The organism is Kurthia huakuii LAM0618 (assembly GCF_000505545.1).
GTDB lineage: Bacteria > Bacillota > Bacilli > Bacillales_A > Planococcaceae > Kurthia > Kurthia huakuii.
On sequence record NZ_AYTB01000012.1, the window covers coordinates 37,504 to 58,808 of the forward strand.

General features: G+C 41.8%; 19 protein-coding genes. 6 read left to right on the plus strand and 13 right to left on the minus strand.

Going from position 1 to position 21,305, the window contains the following annotated elements; all coding sequences use genetic code 11:
- Positions 1-26: 26 nt before the first annotated feature.
- The gene (locus V514_RS0109135) at positions 27-1,775 is read right to left on the minus strand and encodes an Hsp70 family protein (protein ID WP_029499652.1); all 1,749 of its coding nucleotides are present in this window, start codon (positions 1,773-1,775) and stop codon (positions 27-29) included.
- A 14-nt stretch (positions 1,776-1,789) separates the two neighbouring features.
- Positions 1,790-2,545 carry a nucleotide exchange factor GrpE gene (grpE, locus tag V514_RS0109140; protein WP_029499653.1) on the minus strand — a complete coding sequence of 252 codons (756 nt, stop codon included), beginning with the start codon at positions 2,543-2,545 and terminating at the stop codon, positions 1,790-1,792.
- Positions 2,546-2,721: 176 nt separating this feature from the next.
- Here grpE and ade point away from each other — a divergent pair, with 176 nt between their 5' ends.
- On the plus strand, positions 2,722-4,467 hold the full coding sequence (gene ade / locus V514_RS0109145; RefSeq protein ID WP_235073235.1) for an adenine deaminase: 1,746 nt from the start codon (positions 2,722-2,724) through the stop codon (positions 4,465-4,467).
- Positions 4,468-4,490: 23 nt separating this feature from the next.
- Positions 4,491-4,967: a DinB family protein gene (locus tag V514_RS0109150; RefSeq protein WP_029499655.1), complete on the plus strand. Its 477-nt coding sequence runs from the start codon at positions 4,491-4,493 to the stop codon at positions 4,965-4,967.
- Between the two features lie 44 nt (positions 4,968-5,011).
- On the opposite strand, the gene V514_RS0109155 is transcribed toward V514_RS0109150, so the two are convergent.
- A complete protein-coding gene (locus V514_RS0109155; protein WP_029499656.1) occupies positions 5,012-6,178 on the minus strand; it encodes a YbfB/YjiJ family MFS transporter in 1,167 nt (388 codons plus the stop codon).
- A 170-nt stretch (positions 6,179-6,348) separates the two neighbouring features.
- Between V514_RS0109155 and V514_RS0109160 the strand changes: the two genes are divergently transcribed.
- On the plus strand, positions 6,349-6,636 hold the full coding sequence (locus V514_RS0109160; protein ID WP_029499657.1) for a hypothetical protein: 288 nt from the start codon (positions 6,349-6,351) through the stop codon (positions 6,634-6,636).
- Between the two features lie 68 nt (positions 6,637-6,704).
- On the opposite strand, the gene V514_RS0109165 is transcribed toward V514_RS0109160, so the two are convergent.
- From V514_RS0109165 to V514_RS20375, 8 genes are all read right to left on the minus strand, one after another.
- Complete coding sequence (locus V514_RS0109165) at positions 6,705-7,016, minus strand: hypothetical protein (protein ID WP_029499658.1); 312 nt, start codon at positions 7,014-7,016, stop codon at positions 6,705-6,707.
- Positions 7,017-7,248: 232 nt separating this feature from the next.
- On the minus strand, positions 7,249-8,814 hold the full coding sequence (gene pruA, locus V514_RS0109170) for an L-glutamate gamma-semialdehyde dehydrogenase (protein WP_029499659.1): 1,566 nt from the start codon (positions 8,812-8,814) through the stop codon (positions 7,249-7,251).
- Positions 8,815-8,994: 180 nt separating this feature from the next.
- The gene (locus V514_RS0109175) at positions 8,995-9,972 is read right to left on the minus strand and encodes a proline dehydrogenase family protein (protein ID WP_029499660.1); all 978 of its coding nucleotides are present in this window, start codon (positions 9,970-9,972) and stop codon (positions 8,995-8,997) included.
- A gap of 198 nt (positions 9,973-10,170) precedes the next feature.
- On the minus strand, positions 10,171-11,865 hold the full coding sequence (locus V514_RS0109180; RefSeq protein ID WP_029499661.1) for an FAD-dependent oxidoreductase: 1,695 nt from the start codon (positions 11,863-11,865) through the stop codon (positions 10,171-10,173).
- A gap of 93 nt (positions 11,866-11,958) precedes the next feature.
- Entirely contained in the window at positions 11,959-12,573 is a 615-nt protein-coding gene (locus V514_RS0109185) for a hypothetical protein (RefSeq protein WP_029499662.1), read from the minus strand.
- A gap of 156 nt (positions 12,574-12,729) precedes the next feature.
- The gene (locus V514_RS0109190) at positions 12,730-13,509 is read right to left on the minus strand and encodes a TatD family hydrolase (RefSeq protein ID WP_029499663.1); all 780 of its coding nucleotides are present in this window, start codon (positions 13,507-13,509) and stop codon (positions 12,730-12,732) included.
- Between the two features lie 74 nt (positions 13,510-13,583).
- Positions 13,584-14,306, minus strand: coding sequence for a hypothetical protein (locus V514_RS0109195; protein ID WP_029499664.1), 723 nt, complete (start codon positions 14,304-14,306; stop codon positions 13,584-13,586).
- A gap of 152 nt (positions 14,307-14,458) precedes the next feature.
- A complete protein-coding gene (locus tag V514_RS20375; RefSeq protein WP_161630183.1) occupies positions 14,459-14,617 on the minus strand; it encodes a hypothetical protein in 159 nt (52 codons plus the stop codon).
- A gap of 257 nt (positions 14,618-14,874) precedes the next feature.
- On the opposite strand from V514_RS20375, the gene V514_RS0109205 reads away from it, so the two are divergent.
- Entirely contained in the window at positions 14,875-15,375 is a 501-nt protein-coding gene (locus V514_RS0109205) for an Lrp/AsnC family transcriptional regulator (RefSeq protein ID WP_029499665.1), read from the plus strand.
- Positions 15,375-16,547 carry an aminotransferase gene (locus tag V514_RS0109210; protein WP_035944575.1) on the plus strand — a complete coding sequence of 391 codons (1,173 nt, stop codon included), beginning with the start codon at positions 15,375-15,377 and terminating at the stop codon, positions 16,545-16,547. The genes V514_RS0109205 and V514_RS0109210 overlap by 1 nt, the downstream gene beginning before the upstream one ends.
- 149 nt (positions 16,548-16,696) lie before the next feature.
- On the opposite strand, the gene aac(6') is transcribed toward V514_RS0109210, so the two are convergent.
- Positions 16,697-17,134 carry an aminoglycoside 6'-N-acetyltransferase gene (gene aac(6'), locus V514_RS0109215; RefSeq protein ID WP_029499667.1) on the minus strand — a complete coding sequence of 146 codons (438 nt, stop codon included), beginning with the start codon at positions 17,132-17,134 and terminating at the stop codon, positions 16,697-16,699.
- Between the two features lie 137 nt (positions 17,135-17,271).
- On the opposite strand from aac(6'), the gene V514_RS19710 reads away from it, so the two are divergent.
- Positions 17,272-20,853, plus strand: a complete 3,582-nt coding sequence (locus V514_RS19710) for a right-handed parallel beta-helix repeat-containing protein (RefSeq protein WP_029499668.1) — start codon at positions 17,272-17,274, stop codon at positions 20,851-20,853.
- A gap of 75 nt (positions 20,854-20,928) precedes the next feature.
- On the opposite strand, the gene V514_RS0109225 is transcribed toward V514_RS19710, so the two are convergent.
- Complete coding sequence (locus tag V514_RS0109225) at positions 20,929-21,174, minus strand: hypothetical protein (RefSeq protein ID WP_029499669.1); 246 nt, start codon at positions 21,172-21,174, stop codon at positions 20,929-20,931.
- Positions 21,175-21,305 lie beyond the last annotated feature (131 nt).

Genomic DNA, 21,305 nt, shown 5'->3' on the forward strand with positions numbered 1-21,305 from the left:
TCTTGCGTGTCATCGATACAAACACATCAATCAATAATGTCCATCAACATATCAAGTAGTGCCTCTTCTCGCTCTTTTACAAGCTCGATATCCGCTTCTTGAATCGCGTGTTCTAATCGTTGAATCGCCGCATCAATCTGTACTGCCTGCTGCGGCTCGGCATTGCGACGTACTTTTTTCGCGCGGCGAATGACTGCTTTCATGTCACTCGCAAGCTTTGATTTTTCCCAATCATCAAACAACTCTAGCTTTGCTTCTTTCACTTGACGCGCTGACATCATGCCGCGCTGCGCATCTAACACGTGTGAAATCGTGCGCCCAGTACTCAGCACCGTCGCTTCAATTTGAATGAGTCCATTGACATCGTAATGAAAGGCAATTTCGACTTTTTCTTTGCCGGCCTTATTTTCTGGAATGCCATCAACAATAATCGGCGTTGCAGTAATCCGCAAGTCATCTCGCACATGCGTATCTTCATCGTCCCCTTGATAAACGCCAATATCAATCGTCGTTTGATTATCATTTACGGTATTGTAGATTTTTTTTGCGCTCACGGGTAATGGTGCATTGCGATGAATTAAAATATCAAAATAGCCTGATTCACGCTTGCCATCAACAATGCGTAAAATGTCTGTACCGAGCGTATACGGGCACACATCAATAACCATTAAACTCGATTCTTCCGGCAAACTCTGTTCCTTCATCGCCCCTTGAATCGCTGCACCGAGCGCCACCGCTTCGTCAGGATTAATGTCTTTTTTCGCTACGCGCTCAAATTTTTCCTCGACGAGTTGCTGTACAAGTGGAATACGCGTCGCACCACCTATTAAAATAATATCGTCAATGTCCATTGGTCGTAACCCCGCATCACGAATCGCTTTATCGACGTGCTCAAGCGTTGCCATTAATAATGGGCGTACAATGTCCTCAAATTCACTACGTGTAATCGTATAATCGAGCGACAGAGGCTGCCCATCATAAACAGCTAAAAACGGTAAATTAAACGTGGCTTCCTGCTCGCTTGACAACGCCTTTTTGACATTTTCCGCTTCTAATTTTACGCGCGCATGACGTTGCGTAATTTCCGACTCTTCACCAAAACTAAACAACGCAACCTCATATTGTTCAGCAAATTGCTCCGCTAACCAGTCAACGAGTAAACGGTCAAAATCCATGCCACCTAAATGATTATTCCCGGCGCTCGCCTTTACTTCGATGCGCTGACTATCGAGCCGCACGACCGAAATATCAAATGTCCCGCCACCTAAATCGTAGACGATAATATTTTTTTCACTTTCCGGGTGATCAAGACCGTATGCAATCGCAGCGGCCGTTGGTTCATTCAAAATGCGCTCAACTTTTAAACCGGCAATATCCCCCGCAATCTTTGTTGCCTTACGCTGTGCATCTGAAAAATAAGCTGGCACCGTAATAACCGCTTCCGTAATTTTTTCGCCTAAAAAATCTTCAGCCGCTTGCTTTAAATATTTTAAAAAATGCGCTGAAATTTGTTGTGGCGTAAACGAGCTATCGCCAATCATTACCTTGTCGTCGGTGCCCATTTTACGTTTAATTTCAAGTACGGTTTGTTCCGGTAATGATGAATATTGGTTTTTTGCGACGCTGCCAACGACTAATTCACCACTAAGATTTTTTTGGAATACAGATGGTGTCGTACGCTCCCCGCGTGAATTGACAATCATCTCCGGCTGACCATTTTTAATATAAGCCATCGCTGAATTGGTCGTTCCTAAATCAATCCCTAAAATCGTCATTACAATCTCCTCCGTTACATGACGGTCATCACTTTTGCTTCGCGTAACACGTCATTTGTCTCTTTTATATAAAATCCTCGTTCGAATACTTTGCACACATGATGCTGTGGAACATCAGGCGCTAAACTACGTGGTAGCGCGCCGATGCTAATCATATATTCGCCATCTAATTCTTTATGTAACACCGGTAACTCATACACCTTAAAATGGGCAAGTTGCGCGATTAATTGTGTGATTAATAACGTCAGTTGGTCAAAAACGGGCGCTTTAATCGTCGTGCCACGTAAACTTTCTGCAAAATAATCAAATTGATCAATGATTTCAATTGGTTTATAACTATAACGCCGAATCGTGTCACGATAATGTAATGTTTCTAAATCAAAATTTGCTAACGCAGCTAAACGTTCTAACGGTTCATGTAGCGGGGCTAATAGGCCTTTCGCCATGATATTTACAAAATGCTGATGTTCACGTTGTATATGATTTAAAATTCGTAACGAGGCCCCTTGTTGACGCAATTGCTTAATAAGTTGAAAGTATTTTTCATCATCATAATCCGCCACACGGTCAAGTTTGGCGACATTTTTTCGCAGCGTTTGAAACGCCTGGAGCCACATGTCGCGCTTTTGCTCACGAAAGCTATACGTTAACAGCTGCTCGATTGGTTCAAGCATATCTTTCGCGTAGCCGCAATACACCATCGTTGCATGACGCAAACGGTCCTCAAGCATCCAGGCACTATATTGTTGTAATAAGTCTTTGACAGCCATGCCACCCGCCCCTCTCTTCTTTAATTTAGCCGTTCCTTTTGATTTACAAACATTACATGTATTATCGTCTTATTTTACTACTTTTTCATCGAGCAACGAATTTTCTATGCTTTAATTCGTGTTCTAAGAAGCACTCCGTTATACTAAATCAAAGTATTTTAAAGGAAGTGGACATTTTGACAATACAACACCAAATTGCGGTAGCAGAACACCGCGAAAAAGCCGATTTTATTTTACGCAACGCGACAGTTGCCGATGTCTTTTCGCTCGTGTGGCGTCAAGCGGATATTGTCGTCGCAAATGGACGTATTATCGCCATTGATGAACAAGGTATTTTTGACGCACACGAAACGATGGATGCGTGTGGACGCCACGTCATTCCCGGATTAATCGATGGCCATATTCATATCGAATCTACGCTGTTGACACCAAGTGAATTTAGTCGCGTACTGCTGCCACATGGTGTCACTGCTGCGATTACCGACCCACATGAAATTGCGAATGTTGCCGGTAGCGATGGCATCCAATATATGCTTGACGATGCCAAATCAGCGGACATGGACATTTTCGTCATGCTCCCATCTAGCGTTCCAGGTACGTCGTTTGAAAATGCTGGAGCACGCTTAGAAGCGGAACACCTAACACCGTTTTTCGATGATGCTGCGGTGCTTGGACTTGCTGAAGTAATGGACTATCCAGCGGTTCTTAGCGGCGATGAACAGATGCTGAAAAAACTAGAGCATACCCATCACGCCAATCTTGTCATCGATGGGCACTGTGCGGGTCTTACGAGCGCCCAAATTACTGGCTACCGCGCTGCACATATTGCGACCGACCATGAATGTGTCACCGCAGATGAAGCACGCGACCGCGTGATGCAAGGGATGCATGTCCTCATTCGTGAAGGCTCAGCCGCGAAAAACTTACACGATTTATTGCCAGCTGTCACAGCTGCCAATGCACGCCGCTTCGGCTTTTGTACCGATGATAAATACGTCGACGAAATTATCGCAGAAGGCACGATTGACCATGCTATCCGCTTAGCCATTCAAGCTGGTATGGAGCCACTTCAAGCGATTCAACTTGGCTCATTAAATGTGGCAGAATGTTATGGTTTAAAAGAACGTGGTGCGCTTGCGGCAGGCTTTATCGCAGACTTTGTCATTGTAGATGATATTGAATCGATGACGATTGCTACTGTATTTAAAGAAGGGCAACTCGTGGCGCAAAACGGGGCGATGACGACATTGAAGTTTGAGGCGCCAATTCCTGCTCATATTCAACAGTCGGTCCATTTGCCAGCCGTAACAGCGGACCATCTCGCGATTCCAATGAACACAGCAAAAGCGAATGTTATTGAAATTATTCCAAATCAAATTATGACGAAACATCTCATTTGTGACGTAGAAAGCGAACACGGCTTCTTTGTACCGTCTATTGAACAAGATTTATTAAAACTTGTTGTCATCGAGCGACACCATCAGCTGCATACGACAGGTCATGCGATTGTTCGTGGTTTTGGGCTTCAAGCAGGGGCGATTGCTACAACGGTCGCACACGATTCCCATAATGCACTGGCCCTTGGCACGAACGATGCCGATATGCTCATTGCACTAGCGCGTCTTGAAGCGATTAACGGCGGTGTCGTCATCGTAAAAGATGGGGTCATATTAGCCGAAATGGCGCTTCCTATCGGTGGCTTAATGACGGCACTAGACGGTGCGACGGCATCTATTCAACTTCGTGCATTGCATGAGGCGCTGTTAACATTAAATCCACAGCTCAATTTCCATTTATTATTAACGTTATCATTTATTGCGCTTCCAGTAATTCCAACATTAAAAATTACCGATACCGGTTTATTTAATGTCACAACATTTGAGCACATTTCAATTGAATATTTCGACGAAAGCATGGCATAATAAGGCGAAAGGGAGTCGATAATATGTATCGTAAAATTGAAGATTTCAAACAAGATTGGGCACACGCCTCAAATGGCACAAAAATGGTGCTCGATGCGCTAACAAATGACACATTAAATCAAACAATCGTAGAAGGTCACAGCACATTAGGTTGGTTAGGCTGGCACTTAGCAAATTCACCGATGTTTTTCGTTGAAAAAGTTGCTGGTTTAGAACTAACGCCGGTTGGCAACCCTTCTAAAGTGCCTACAGAAGCGGCAGCAATTGCTACGGCTTACGCACAAATTGCTGATGAAATTGCACAAAAAGTAGACACTTTATCAGATGAAGATTTATTAACGCCAGTACCATTTATCCAAGGCGATGCGCCGCGTGGAGCTGTACTGCGTATGTTTATTGATCATCAAACACATCACCGTGGCCAAATTACGGTGTTATTACGTCAAGCAGGTCTTCCGGTACCACCTGTTATGGGTCCTACACAAGAAATGCAACACTAAACGACAAAAAAGAGGTCTGAGACAATTGTCTCAGACCTCTTTTTTCACGTCAATGCTTCTTGCCGTACGGTGACAATCCGCCCGGTAATTAATACGACAAGCGCAACGGTCACCATAATACCGGCAAATGCCAGTGCTACAAGCTGATCTTCATAAACCGCTACAAGCTTCCCTGCAAATAATGGTCCGATGATTTGACCGAACGCATAAACGCTCGTTAATAGTGAGACAACTAAGCCGCTTTGCTTCGGATAACGTTGTCTAGCATAGGCGGTCGTTAATGTCACAATGCCAACGAATGTTAAGCCATATAAAAACGATGACACTAACACACTCGGTACCGTTTGTGAAAATACCGGCAAGACAATACCGATAATTTGCAATACATACGCACTTACAAGCAATGTCATCGCCGACGTTTTTTCAAGCAACAACGTCCACACAGGCGCTGATGGTACAGCCGCTAAACCGACGATAACCCAGCTATAGCCTGCATAGGCAGTAAGTTCTGGAATATGATGAATAATATCAACAAGGAATGTCCCTGTAATAATATAACCTAAGCCTTCAAAGCCATACGCTACAATGAGCCACGGCATAAAACCTGTTGTCACGCGTGTTTCAGCGGATTTTTCAACTTTTTCAAGATTCGGCACCTCAACCCGTCGCCATAAAATATGAATAAAAATAACGAACACAGCCGACAAAATGCCCAGGCCAATCCAAGCCCCTTGCCACATGACACGATTAGCTAAAAATGGCACAAATAAACCTGACAAGGCAATGCCAAGACCGATACCACTAAACAAATAGCCTGACCATTTTGATAATGCCTGATGTGCTAAATAATCCATAATAACGCTTGATGTTAAGACAAAAATTAATCCCCCAGTAATTCCTGCGATCAAGCGGAGTGCTAACCATATACTAAATACGTCAATGATGCCCATAAATAATACCGAAGCTACATTGATGATGACACTCCAAATCAAAATCCCCTTGCGCCGTTTATATAAGAAGCCTGCCCATAGTGCACCGATAAAATAACCGATATAGTTACTTGAAGCTAAATAGCTTGCTTCTTGAAACGTAAAGCCAACATCTTCCCGCATATACGGTAAAATTGGCGTAAACGCAAAACGACTAATGCCCATCGCAATGACGAGCAGTAAAATCCCCCCAACAATAACACCAAAATGTCGTCTTGTCATAAACATCCCCCCTTGCCATTTAGTATACCAATTAACGTTCGTTAAAATAAGGAAAATAATGCATAAAATAGCTTTTATTTTCATAATACACACAGTTAATTAAAAGGGTTTTTCCTTTTTTCACCGAATATAGACAAGTAATACGCACCGTTGAATAAGGAGGAATGGCAGTGAGCTCCATTGTATTAGTAGCAATTGCATGTACCTTTTTCTTATTAAGCTATGTCGTCTGGGCAAAAAAACTATTACTGTTAATCGCCGGTGTGCCACAGTCAACACCAAATAAAAGCGAACAACAGATGGCGCGTGATGGCGGTATTCTGTCGCTAATAGCCGGCCTATTAACATTCGTGTTATTGCTATTTAAAGATTCTGTATGGTGTCATATTTTATACAGTAGCTGTATTTTTTTATTATGTTTATTTTTCGTTATGCGCGCTATGCAAAACGAAAAATAACAAAAAGCCGACATCCCTTATATCGGAATGTCGGCTTTACTATTCGTTACGCACTATGTAACGTATCGTTAATGATGTTTAATGAGTGCAGATAGTAACTTTTTCGGTAACATACGTTCTAACAACACGGCTATCACGCATACTGTAATAAAGCAATACACGAAAAAGACAACACTACGAACAAATTTTGTGACATCTAAAATCATAACCCATTTATCGAGGAAATGATAACCGATAATCATGATCGTGAATAATCCACAGTATGAGGCTAGGGCTAAATAACGTTCCTTTCGCGTTAGCTGTTTAATGATTGCACGTTTTCTAACAATTTGGATGACAAGTATTAATACGATCGCCGTAATTAATATGCTCAACAGCATGTGCATCCCTCCCTTAACCTAATCTTTTCCTATGTAATGGACAGTTGTTATACTTATATTGTTCCCAAATTCATTTAAATTCAAGCAATTGAATTTAAAGTTTAAAGAAATTTTACAGGCGTGAAAGTTATGTGAAATTTTCTAAATTACAGGAACCTAATAACGAAAAAAATGAGAACCCACTGAACAATGGGAGTTCTCATTTTTGTATGTGTTGGCGTTTCTTCTATTACTAGCGCAATGCTGTGGAAATTGATTTTGATTGCAAATGTAAGCCAATAAAGTCTGGGCCGCCTGCTTTTGAACAGGTACCGGACATATTGTAGCCGCCAAATGGTTGATAGCCAACAATCGCACCTGTACAACCACGATTAATGTAAAGATTGCCGACAAAGAAATCTTGTTTTGCTTGCGCAATATGGTCTTCATTGTCTGAAATAACGGCCCCTGTTAAGCCATATTCCGTATTGTTGGCAATGTTTAATGCTTCATGAAAATCTTTTGCTTTCGCAAATGCGACAACCGGACCAAAAATTTCTTCTTGCATCAGACGTGCAGTTGGCGCAACATCGGCCACAACCGTCGGATTTACAAAGTAGCCTGTGGAATCATCTGCGGTACCACCAGCAACGATGCGTCCTTCTTGTTTTGCGATATCAAAGTAACCAGTAATCTTTTTGAATGCCGCCTCATCAATTACCGTTGCCATAAAGTTTAAGAAATCTTGTGGATCGCCAATCGTTAGCTCATTCGTTAACTTTACAACTTTCTCAAGCACTTCATCATAAACATCTTCTACAACAACGGCACGCGAGCACGCGGAACATTTTTGACCAGAGAAGCCAAATGCCGATTTGACGATTGATTCAGCTGCTAAATCTAAATCTGCCTCTTTATCAACAACAATCGTATCTTTACCGCCCATTTCAGCGATAACACGTTTAATCCAAATTTGCCCTTCATGTACTTTTGATGCGCGTTCGTTAATACGCAAGCCGACATCACGCGAGCCTGTAAATGACACGAAGCGCGTACGTGGGTGGTCTACTAAATAATCGCCCACTTCACCGCCAGGACCCGGAATGTAGTTTACCACACCGGCTGGTAAACCCGCTTCTTCTAAAATCTCCATAAATTTATACGCAATGACCGGTGTTGTTGACGCTGGCTTTAATAATACGGTGTTCCCTGCAACAACTGCTGCCACCGTTGTACCCGCCATAATCGCAAATGGGAAATTCCAGGGTGAAATAATGACGCCAACGCCAAGTGAACGATACTCAAACGTATTGTGTTCCCCCTCACGTGACTTAACTGCTTTACCATCTTTTAGCGCTAACATTTGGCGCGCATAGTATTCCATAAAATCAATTGCTTCCGCCGTATCGGCATCTGCTTCAATCCACGGCTTCCCTGCTTCTAACGTCATCATCGCTGACATTTCATGACGGCGCTGTTTCGTAATCGCTGCCGCGCGTAATAAAATGGCCGCGCGCTCCTCAGCTGGCGTTTTGCTCCATGCATCAAATTTTGCATCGGCGACTTGCATCGCATGTTCCGCTAATTCTATATTTGATTTTGACACCGTTCCGACAATTTGTGATTTATTTGCTGGATTATAAGACGTAATTTTGCCATCTGTTGTAACACGCTCGCCACCGATAATTAATGGGTAGTCTGTGCCAAGTGTTGCATTCACTTTTTCAAGTGCGGCTTTATAAGCCTTTACATTTTCATCGTTTGAAAAGTCTGTTAGTGGTTCTGTTACATAGTCTGGTAAGTTCTTTACATCGATCATCAATAAGTCCTCCTTGGTGAAAGTGCCAAAATATTTTGCACATTTATATTTTACAATTTCATTATAGTGCATAATTATTTTACAAAGCAACTATTTTCTACTATTTTTGCGATTTTTCGAGAATTATGTCGTTTAAAGCATTAAAAAAGCGATTGAGACTAGCTCAACCACTTGTTTATTTTAACGTTTTAACAAGCGCCCCACTAAAAAAGCGCCTGCTGCAATGCCAAGTATCGTATTTGTTTTTTTATTAAATACTTGTTTTGTGACAAGTGCTAAGTTTTGTGGGCGTTCAGCAAGGCGGCGCATAAAATAGCCGTACCAATCTTCACCAAATGGCACATATGTTGTGAAATGGTAGCCTTCTGTCGCTAACTCTTTTTGCATATCTGAGCGAAAACCATACAACATTTGAAATTCAAAACGATCATGCGAAATTTGATGTTCGGCCACAAATTTTTTAACATGCGCAATGATGCGATGGTCATGCGTAGCAACAGACGTATATTTTGCATGTAATAAACTATATTCTAAAAGCTTTACGTAGTTTGCATCAATTGCTGCTTTGTCTGTATACGCCACATCACCTGGCTCTTTATACGCCCCTTTTACAAGACGCAAGCGATACCCTGTATGCTGCTTTAAGTTGTCCATCGCTTCATGGAAATAAGCTTGAATGACGGTTCCGGCGATATCCGGATACTGCGCATGCACTGCTTCTAAAATCGTAAACGTCGCATGTAAGCGCGAATAATTTTCTTGATCTAAATTAATAAAAATGCCGTATTCATACGCTTTTGCTGCAATGTCCAACACATTTTCTAAGCAAAAATCATAATCAATATCTAAGCCAAGTTGTGACGGCTTAATCGAAATATGTGATTTCACGCCACTCGTATGAATAGCTTCTACAACGCATAAAATTTGCTCTTTTGCGGCGATTGCTTCTGCACGGTCATGGACAAATTCGCCTAAGTTATCGATTGTTGCTTCGATACCTACATCATTCAACTGTTTAATCGTGTTGATTGCTTCGTCAATACTTGTACCTGCTACAACAGATTGTGCCCCTAATTTTAAGCCAAATTTTTGTGCACCTGCATTCATCGTGCGATTATTAGATAAGTTTAAAAAGAAATTTTTTAGTAGTTCAGCCATTGGTCCAAACCCCCTTGCATTATTTGATTTGAAGCATATAGCGTTTTTTTATTTTTTGCAACTATTAAAAATTCATTTTTTCTCGTTTTATACATAAAAACATGCAATAAAGCGCTTTCATGATTTTAAAAAATATTTTTCAGACATAATAAAAAGGGCATTCTTTTTGAAAAAATGCCCTTTATACCTCTATAGGTATTATTTGAAATTATAATTTGTTACGATTGGCTCGCGACCTTCTGTAGTATCGCGGAAATATTCGTACAAGCAAATGCCTAAGAATGAGCCTGCCATATTCGTGACATTCGTAAAGCCCGCACCTTGTAATGCTACGGTTGCGTTGTAGCTACGTTGTGCAGAACGACAATGAATATACACAGGAATGTCGCGTGGAATTTCATCTAAACGCTCGCGTAATTGGCTCAGTGGAATGTTGTGAGCACCTTTTAACATACCATTTTTTAACTCGCCCTCTTCGCGCACATCAACGATATACGCACCTGATTCAACGAGTGCACGTGCTTCTGACACGTGCACTTGCTTGAAGCGGCCCGCTAAAATATTATCGGCCACAAGCGCTGCCATATTGACAACATCTTTCGCTGTACCATACATTGGTGAATACGATAATTCTAAATCTTTTAAGTCATCGATCGTCCCACCAAATGAAATCAACGTCGCAATCACATCAATTCGTTTATCGGCATTGCCTTTCCCAATTGCTTGCGCGCCGACAATTTTCCCTGTTGGTACTTCAAAAATTAATTTGAAATGCAATGGATTACTGTTTGGCATTAAGCCCACTTTATCAGCAGCAATGACATACACGCTATCAACCGGAATACCTGCCTCGCGCGCTGTGCGCTCATTAATACCTGTTGTAGCACATGCATAATCAAAAATTTGAATGCTTGATGAACCGATGACACCGCGGTTTTGATTTGTAATACCATACATATGATCTGCTGCCGCACGCGCTTGTTTTTGCGCTGGGCCAGCAAGTGCTAGACGTGTTTTTTTGTGTAAGATTTTGTGGAATACTTCAATCGCATCGCCTACTGCATAAATAGATGGGTCGCTCGTTACATAGTTTCGATCAACGGCAATCGCACCTGTAGCGCCGATTTCTAAACCAGCTTCTTCCGCTAATGTTGTATCGGGACGCACGCCAATTGCAAGTACAACTGCATCGGCTTTTAGTTCTTTGCCTGATTGCAATGTAATCGTATTTTCTTCGATTGAAGCTAGACCATCGCCAACGATTAAATCGATGCCTTTATCGATCATTTCCTTATGAATGATTTGAACCATATCATCGTCAAATGGTGCCATTACTTGTGGTGCAAATTCAACAAGCGACACGTTTTTATTCGCTAAACGTAAGTTTTCTGCCACTTCAACACCGATAAAGCCTCCGCCGATAACAGCGATGTTTTCGACATTATCTTGTGTTACATATTGTTGTAAACGTTCGATATCAACAACATTACGCACCGTAAAAACGTTTGCTGCATCGATTCCTGGAAGTTTCGGTACAATTGGTTTTGCGCCTGGCGATAGTACAAGCACATCGTATGTTTCGTTGATTGTTTCACCCGTTGCATGGTTATGTATAGTAACCATTTTATTCGCTTTATCAATGCCCGTTACTTCTTGGAAAACACGCGCTTCAATATTGTATTTTTTCTTAAATTGTACAGGGTCCATCATTAATAACTTTTCACTATTTGCCACAATACCACTTAAATGAAACGGTAATGAACAGTTTGAAAACGACACGTGAGGCCCTTTCTCAAACATAATAATTTCAGCTTGTTCATCTAAACGACGAACACGTGCAGCAGTGGATGCTCCGCCTGCTACGCCACCAATAACAACAACTTTTTTTGACATAGTTATCCCTCCATCATTCAATCTACTAATATTTTATACCACAAGGGGTATTTAAGCAACTCATTACGCTGAAAAAACTTTCTAGCTGTCGTACTAGAAAGTTCCAATTTGCATATCGTATACCGGTTCGATATTATGTGCTATTAGCCATCCGGTCGCATTACGTACTGCTATACATACACTCGTATTGTAAATATTGTCGTTGTTGCGGTCTTTAATCAGCGCCTGAATCAATTGTCGTTGATGATTTTGAAACAGCTCATCCTCATCCGCTTTTTGTTCGGCATCATAATACAGTCTTGAACTCGAATTGAATGACGCATAGTAATCTATATTGTCACGATTCATAATTTTTTCGAGTCCCTCTGTCGTTTTTTGAAGAATAAAATACGTTAAGACATAATTTGCTGGCGCATAATGTGCAAATCGCGCTAAAAATTCCTCGACTGCATCATGGTTATACATAATTTCCATTAAAAAATAATTTGCTGGATAAACAAATGTTTTGTCCCAATTTCGCACGCTAACAAGGCGCTTACTATTTAGCTGCGCCCAAATAGAAAGTTTTGCCGTTTCATAATCTTCATCTGACCAAAAAGGAAGCTTCGGCAATGATGCTTCTAATGACTGTTGGTCGCGTAAAAAGAGTTGAAACTGTTGTTGATCAATAAGGAACAAACAATTTTTTTGTACAGTTTGATAGTCCATTTGTTTCCTTTACCCCTTTATAACATATCGCCAATACTATAATTTCAGAAAAATTCAAATACTCAACTTAGAATACCACACCGGCATGTTGTTTTCCATTATTTGATGCACTAACGACAAAAAGCGAACGTGCTACGAGACACATTCGCCTTTTGGTTATAATTTGAAAAATCGCTTCGTATTTGTTTCAACTGCTTCAAAGAACACCGCCTCATCGACATTCATAATCGCCGCAATTTCTCGACCAATATGCGGTAAAAACATCGGCTCGTTCGTGCGCGATTTTGGTTTGGGCTTTAAATTTTTTGGTATTAAATACGGGGCATCGGTTTCAATCATTAAACGCTCTAGCGGCATGTACTGAAGCGCTTCACGCAATTCATTGCCACGTTTTGGGTCGCATACCCAACCTGTAACGCCGATATGAAATCCTAAATCTAAATACGCTGTTAACTGTTCCTTGTCACCAGTGAAACAGTGGACGACGGCGCGGTCAATAAGCTTTGGATGGCGCTTCATAACGTCGATAAATTCGGTATGAGCAGCGCGCTCATGCAAGAAAATTGGCAACTCATTGTCCTCAGCTAACGCTAGCTGTGTTTCAAATGCGCGGTATTGGTCTTGCGGATCTGAATAATTTCGGTCAAAATCAAGTCCACATTCCCCTACAGCGATTACTTGTGGGTCGGCATAAAGTGCACGCAAGCGCTTTGCGGTATTGTCATCAAATGTTTTCGCATCATGCGGATGCACGCCAGCAGTTGCATACAACACATCAGCATGTTTTTTCGCCATCGCTAACGCTCGCTCACTCCCTTCAACACTACCACCTGTTAAAATCATTTGGCGCACGCCAGCATCAAGCGCACGCGTTAAAACGTCACGTTCTTTTCCTTCAAATTGCTGTTCGGTTAAATTTAATCCAATATCAATCATGTTGTCAGTCCTTTTCGTCAAACAATATCTTTTATAATACGACTTTCACCACACTGACACAATAATAGTGCTTACTACAAATCTTCAAGTTCGCGCGTTTGTTCAATCGATAACTTATAAATTTCAGCAATTTGTTGCCTTGTTCCAAGGAGTGTCACTTCACGAAACCCTTCTTGCTCAAAAGCTACTTCCATAAACAAACCGGGCATCAAATTGTCACCATATTTTAAAATGCGGTAAATGCGCAACCCTTTCTCAAAACCGATAAAATTTTCGCTTAACATAAAACTTTCGGTCGCAAGCATTTCTTCTTCTAAAAACAAGTCGACAAATTCCGGCGTTTCAATCGGATACCCGCGATACATGCGCGGGTAACGCTCGATAAACTCTAATTGTTGCTCTTCACAAAATTCTTTACTATAAAATACGACATCGACCATATCAGGATATTTTTCAATATCTGTCCAATCGACATCTTCCATTGTAAACGGCGTTTGCGCTAATTGATAACGCTGTTTTAACGTGTCATAATGCTCGTCAAAATAGCTATCGCGCGTTTGCTTCATTTTATAAAATAGGCGAATATCATCGCCAAAAACAAACATCGCTATCGGACCAAGCGAAGGATCTGGAAAAACCCACACTTCTGCAGGAAACGTCTGTGCTAAGTAATCGCTATCGAGAATCCAGATGCCATTTTCTTGGATTGCAAAAAGCCGTTCGTCTTCGCATCGCTCAATTACTTGTTCTGCCGTTAGCTTCAATGTCTTTGCTGCTTCAGATACGCTGATTCTCATCGCTACCCTCTCCTTTCGCTCGTACGTTTACTCTTATTATTCTCGTATTTGGGCGACTTAAAACCGAGAATCCATTTTGCGCTATTTGAAAAAAGGCAACACGCGCTTCTTTTTCATAGTTATTGCCGCACAAAGAAAAAGGAAAGACCAGCTTATCGTGGTCTTTCCTTTTTTATACTGACAACTTTCCCCCCACACGTCATGCGTACTTGTTTGCGTGCCTCTGCAGCTGTACGCGCCTGCACTTCAGTCGTTTGCGTCGTACCATGTTTTTCATAGTCAATCGTAAATCGCTTTGTCCTACAGCGCATTACTCATCACCTCGCTGTTCATTATCAAACAGTTATTGAAAAACATGTGTTTTTCAACAACTGTTTTGCTACTTTTTCCGCTTTCTGCTCATTTTACACGAATTCGCAACATTTTGTTGTTATACGGCGTTTCTTTTACACGTCGTCTATTGTAAAATAGATACATTCGAATTATGAGACAATTCAAATAGTTTATGTAAAAATTCGGATATTTACGATGAGCGTACTATTTCTCATCATCATTTGGAGGTCAATTTATGAAACTTACAGCGCAAGAAATTGAAATTGTTGAAATTTTAGAAAAAGATGCTCGTATGGATTTAGCGAATGTTGCTAAAATGGTCGGGCTTACATTAGAAGAAACAACAGCAGCCGTAAAAAAATTAGAAGATCAAAAAATTATTGTTCGCTATTTATCGCTTGTCGATTGGACAAAAATCGAGGAACACCCAGGAGTTCGTGCGATGATCGATGTGAAAGTAACACCAAAACAAGGTGTCGGCTTCGATGATATCGCTGAACGCATTTACCGCTTCGACAAAGTACAGTCTGTTTACTTAATGTCAGGTGCTTATGATTTATCGGTTATCGTCGAAGGTCGTTCAATGAATGAAGTTGCAAACTTTGTGTCACAAAAATTATCAACACTTGATTCAGTTATCTCAACAACAACGCATTTCATCTTAAAGAAATACAAGCACGATGGCACAGTTTTAGAGGTTGGTAATCAAGACAAAAGAATCGTGGTGTCACCTTAATGATCGCATCTAGAAAAAGCTATGTATCCAAAATGGTGAGCGAGCTAAAACCATCTGGCATTCGTAAATTTTTCGATTTAGCTGCTGGCATGGAGGGCGTCATTTCACTTGGTGTTGGCGAACCTGATTTTGTCACACCTTGGCATGTGCGTGAAGAAGCCATTCGTTCATTAGAGCAAGGTTTTACGGCCTATACACCAAACGCCGGCTTACTTGAATTACGTCAAGAAATTGCCCAATATATGTACAATGAATTTGACGTTACATATGATGCCGAGCACGAAATTATCGTTACTGTTGGCGCAAGTTCAGCGATTGATATTGCGATGCGAACAATTTTGGACCCTGGTGATGAAGTCATTGTCGTTGAACCATGTTTCGTATCTTACGTCCCTACTGTCGAGCTTGCGGGCGGAACAGCGGTAACTGTACAAGCGTTGCAAGAAAATGATTTCAAAATTTTACCTGAGCAACTAGAAACGGTGACAACAGCGCGCACAAAAGCGATTATGATTTGTTCGCCAAACAATCCGACCGGTACGATGCTCTCAAAAGCAGAGTTAGAAGGCATTGCACAGTATGCGATGAAACATGACTTATTAATTATTTCCGATGAAATTTATGCAGAACTGGCATATGATGAAGACTATACGAGTTTTGCAGCAATTGAAGGTATGCGCGAGCGTACGATTTTAATTAATGGCTTCTCAAAAGGCTTTGCGATGACCGGCTGGCGTTTAGGTTTTGTCTGTGCACCTCATGATATTGCAGAAGCGATGCTTAAAGTATTCCAATATCAATTAATGTGTGCTTCTACGATGGCACAATATGCGGCGATTGAAGCGCTACGCAACGGTCGTCCTGAAGTCGATATGATGGTCAAAAGCTATCGCCGTCGCCGTAATTTCATCGTTGAATCCTTTAACGATATGGGCTTAAGCTGTCACAATCCTGGCGGCGCCTTTTATGCCTTCCCATCGATTAAATCAACTGGTTTAAGCTCACAGGAATTTGCCGAAAAACTGCTGCAACAAGAAAAAGTAGCGGTTGTACCGGGTGATGTATTCGGTGAAAGTGGCGAAGGGCATATTCGCTGTTCATACGCTTCCTCATTAGAAAATTTACAAGAAGCGGTAACGCGTATTAAACGCTTTGTCGATTCCTTAAAGTAATAAAAATGCGGCTTTGACAAAACAGTTCATGTTCCTTTTTTAGAGTTCGCAACGAAAAACCGGAACGACGCTACAGCGCGGTTCCGGTTTTTCTTATGCTCATATAAGACGGTGTTTTTACACGTATGTCCCCGCCTCTTTTTTAGCCTTTAACGCAATCGTTTTGTAAAACAAACGATGCGATTTGCTTCGATAAAGCCTAGTTTACGATGCATCGTGATACTATCATCATTCGTTAACTCACAATCGCTCGCAAACTCCTGACATTGTTGATTTTTTGCCCACTGCTCGCAGCGCGCCATCAATTTCTTCGCAATGCCGTTCATCCGGTATGCCTCGCGAACATATAACCCTTCCATATAGCCAACCGGCGACGTCTCAGTACCTTCTACATAATCATCGCGCAACTGACAATGCGCAAAACCAACAGCACACTTATCATCGAACGCAAGTAAAACGAGCACCTCATCATCGTCAATAAGCGCATCAAATTCCGCTGTCAATTCCGCTAAATCATTATCTGGCCATAGCAATAAGGCAAGTTCTGCCGCGTGCATCGCCTCTTCTTTTTTAGCTTGTCGTATCAAATGATTGTCCCCTTTCGTCTCATGAATAATCGTACCTTATTTTTCGTATATTATGAAAACAGAAACAGTGTTTTCATTAAAATAAACTTGGGGTATAGAACGACTAGAAGTATTTGAAGAATATGAGGTGAGCAACTGTGGGACAAACACTTATCGTATCAACAGAATCTTTTTCGCCCTATAAAACCATTGCGGCAGCGCTAAAAGTCGCAACAGCTGGCGATACAATCGACGTGACAGGACAATTTCATGAAGCGTTAACGATTACAAAAAACATTCAACTTAAAGGGCAGTCGGCAACATTTTATCAGCCCATTCATATAACAGCAGATGTGCGCATCGACAATATTCATTTTTACGAGACGGTGACGACTGAGCACGGTACGGTACGTTTTACGAATTGTACTTTTGAGCCTAAAACGGGCAATGCGCTAACCGTATTAACGCCAACGACTTTGTTGCAATGCCAAATCCACGGAGGTGATTATGGCGTTTATGCAACAGCGCCTGCGACCATTCAAAACACGACGATTCATCATGCTACGTGTGGTATTTATAGCCAGCAAACCGTTATGAATATTGAGCATAGTACGATTATTGATAGTACAAAGCTTGGTATATCAACGGTTGATGGCGAGCTTATCATGCATCATGCTAAGGTGCTACGCTCGCAACAATCGAATATTAAAGTAGATGGCACACAAACGACGTTATCAAATAGTGCCGCAAAACATAGTCATGATGGCGCGGGCTTATGGGCGCTCAATCAAAGTGTTATGAGCATTTCGCATAGCGAGTTAACGCATAATGCAAAGCCAAATATTAGCATGGCACATAGTCAACTATTCGTTGAAAAAACGAAATTAACGCATTCCAAACAATGTGGTATTTGGATGAAGGATCAAGCAAAAGCGCAAGTCATTGACTGTACAGTTAGCGATAATACGTATGCAAATGTCGAGCTAGCTGATTCGATGATTAATATTGAAAATTGCCAAGTCAATCATTCAGCGTCAGACGGCCTTTACGTGTCAAAACGCTCGATTGCGCACATTACTGGCTGCAATTTCAATCATAATACCGGCTCAAATGTTTGTTATGTAAATAGTGACGGCCACCTCGTTGACTGCACGTTACATGACTCATCGAAAAATGGCTTGTGGGTAAGCGACAATAGCAAAGTGACGATGAAACAATCAAAGCTATTTCGCAATAAGTTTCCAGCAGTCGGTATTGAAGCGAGCTCACTCGATATTGAAAACTGTGAATTTTTTGATGGTCTCCAAAGCGCAGTCTGGCTAAAAGCGCGTGCGAACGTCACGATTCATGATTGTCAATTTAAACATCAACGCGCTTCACACATTATCGTCGAAAAAAACAGTCACCTCAAGTTATCGCGGTGCTTGCTACAACAAGCCAACCAAAACGGCATCTGGGCACGCGAACAAGCAACTGTTGACATCAACGATTGTACGGTGAAAGAATGCCGATATCCGGGCGTTGGTGGCAGCCAATCAACAATTCATATTAAAAACTCAACGATTGAACATAATACCGAGCACGGGGTCTGGTTAACAGAAGGCAGTGTTGCAACGATTGATCAATGCGATATTGCGCTAAATGGCTATTGTAATATCGCGCTGAATGACAGCGATTTAACGTTGTCTAATAGTCGTCTAAGCGATGCCAAAGAATATGGCCTGATTGTAAAAGAACATAGCCATAGCATCGTTGATTGTTCGACGATTCGCACGAGTGGTTACGATAATATTCACGTCGCGCGCATGGCATCGCTGCAAATGCGTAATAGTATTTTAGAATATGCTGAGCGCGATGGCCTCTACATTCATTCAGATGCAACCGCATCGGTCATAAGCAGTCGCTTTGAGCACAATCAACAATATGGTATTTATGAAAAAAAAGATGCCGCAAACGTCCAATTAAGCACCGCTACATATGCAGAAAATGGTCGCGGTGATTATGTAAAAGAAGGAGCAACGATTCAGTCAGCGGGCCCTGTGCGCTTCAAAACGCCAATTGCTACTGCTCGTGACATTGTGGCGTTAAAAGAGCTTGATGCGATGGTCGGCCTAACAAAAATTAAAAAGTCGCTGCATGATATGGTGCGCATTTTACAATTTAATGCTGAAGCCGCCGAACTTGGCTTTGAACAACATACGCCATCGTTCGCGAGCCATACGGTGCTCTATGGCAATCCAGGGACCGGTAAAGCAACAGTTGCGGTCATGTTAGCAAAACTATATAAAGAGCTTGGTTTATTAGAGAAAGGGCATGTTGTCCACGTTAATCGCGAACAGTTAGTCGGTTCTTATATTGGCCAAACCGCACCAAAAACACAGAAAAAAATTGACGAAGCAATGGGTGGCGTCTTATTTATTGATGAAGCCTATGCACTTACTAATCGCCATTCTGCAAAAGATTTTGGGCCAGAAGCGATTGAAGTAATTTTAGAAGCGATGGAACGGCATCGCGGAAAATTTATCGGCATCGCAGCTGGCTATCCACAAGAAATGCAGCATTTTTTAAAAAGTAATCCGGGCTTTGAAAGTCGCTTCACACAATTTTTCCACTTCGACGACTATACGCCCGAAGAAATGGTACACATTGCCGAACAGATGTTACAGCAACAACAACGTTTCTTAGACGAACAGGCGAAACAAGCACTCACAAAAGAATTTATCCGCTTATGGCGTAAAAAAGATAGCTACTTTGCGAATGCACGCACTGTACGACAAGATGTTACAAAAATGGTGACTGCACAAAAGCTCCGTTGTCTCGACATGAACCGCGCACATTGGACACCGGAAGTGCTCGCGACGATTACGCCAGCCGACGTTGCAGCGGTTGTCGCAGAAGAACAGACGCGTAGCTTTACGGTGCCGATACAAGAAGAGTTATTGCAGCAAGCGCTCAATGAATTACATGCCCTCGTCGGCTTAGAAAACGTCAAACAGTCGATTACAAAACTAATCGACTTAACACGTTACTATCGAGACGAACAAAAAAATGTCGAACATTTGACGACGAATTTTGTGCTGACAGGGAATCCAGGGACCGGTAAGACGGTCGTAGCACGCATTATCGCGAAAATTTATGAGGCACTTGGCATTGTCGAGCGCGGCGAACTCGTTGAAGTGACGCGTGATATGCTAGTTGGGCCACATGTCGGCGATATGGAACGGTTGACCCAACAATATGTCAAACGGGCGCGTCATGGCGTGCTCTTTATCGACGAAGCCTATCAGCTAACACAATATGGCCCTGAAGATGTTGGCAAGCGCGTTATTGATACGCTACTAAACTATTTAGAGGCGTATCGCCATGAAATGGTCGTCATTGTCGCTGGCTATCCTGCTAAAATGACGCAATTTATTCAAAATAATGAAGGTCTACAGCGGCGCTTCCGCGATTGGCTCCACTTTCCTGATTATACGCCGGAGCAACTGCTTGAAATTGCACTGCATATAGCGCAAGAATCTGGTTATGCCTATTCCGAACAAGCGATGCGTGCGCTATCGTTTTATTTAATGAATGTGTATGAATATCGCGATGACACATTTGCGAATGCTGGTCTCGTACGCAATATTGTTCAAAAAGCGATTCACAATGTCGATTATCGCGTCGCAAAACAGCCACAGCAACCATTGACGAAGCACCTTATTGATGAAGAAGATTTAATGCTATGGGAATCGCAGTAAACGAAAAATCCGACATTCCTTTATACGGGATGTCGGATTTTTGTATCGGTGAATAACGCAGCTTAAGAAGAAGGTTTATTTTTTCGTTGTGGAAGATTTTTTTGACTTTTTTTTCGATACTTTTTTCTTCACTGCAGCCTTGTCCGGTGTAATAACAGGTACTTTTTTCTGAGCGGATGATTGATCGCTCATCGGTTTCCATGTAACAGTTTCCGTCTTCGTTTCCACGACGACTGCTGCTGTTTCAGTCGCAGCGCTTGCTGTAATAGGTGCTACCGCAACGAACATTGCGCCACATACGGCGAACATGATTTTTTTCATATGAATCAATCCCCTTCTTTTCAACTATGCGTTATAATATTCTTTATCTATTACAAATTGACCACTCGGTAACTTAAAAATAAATAAAAAATAGAAAAAAAGAATAATTACCTAATAATTTTTGTATTCTT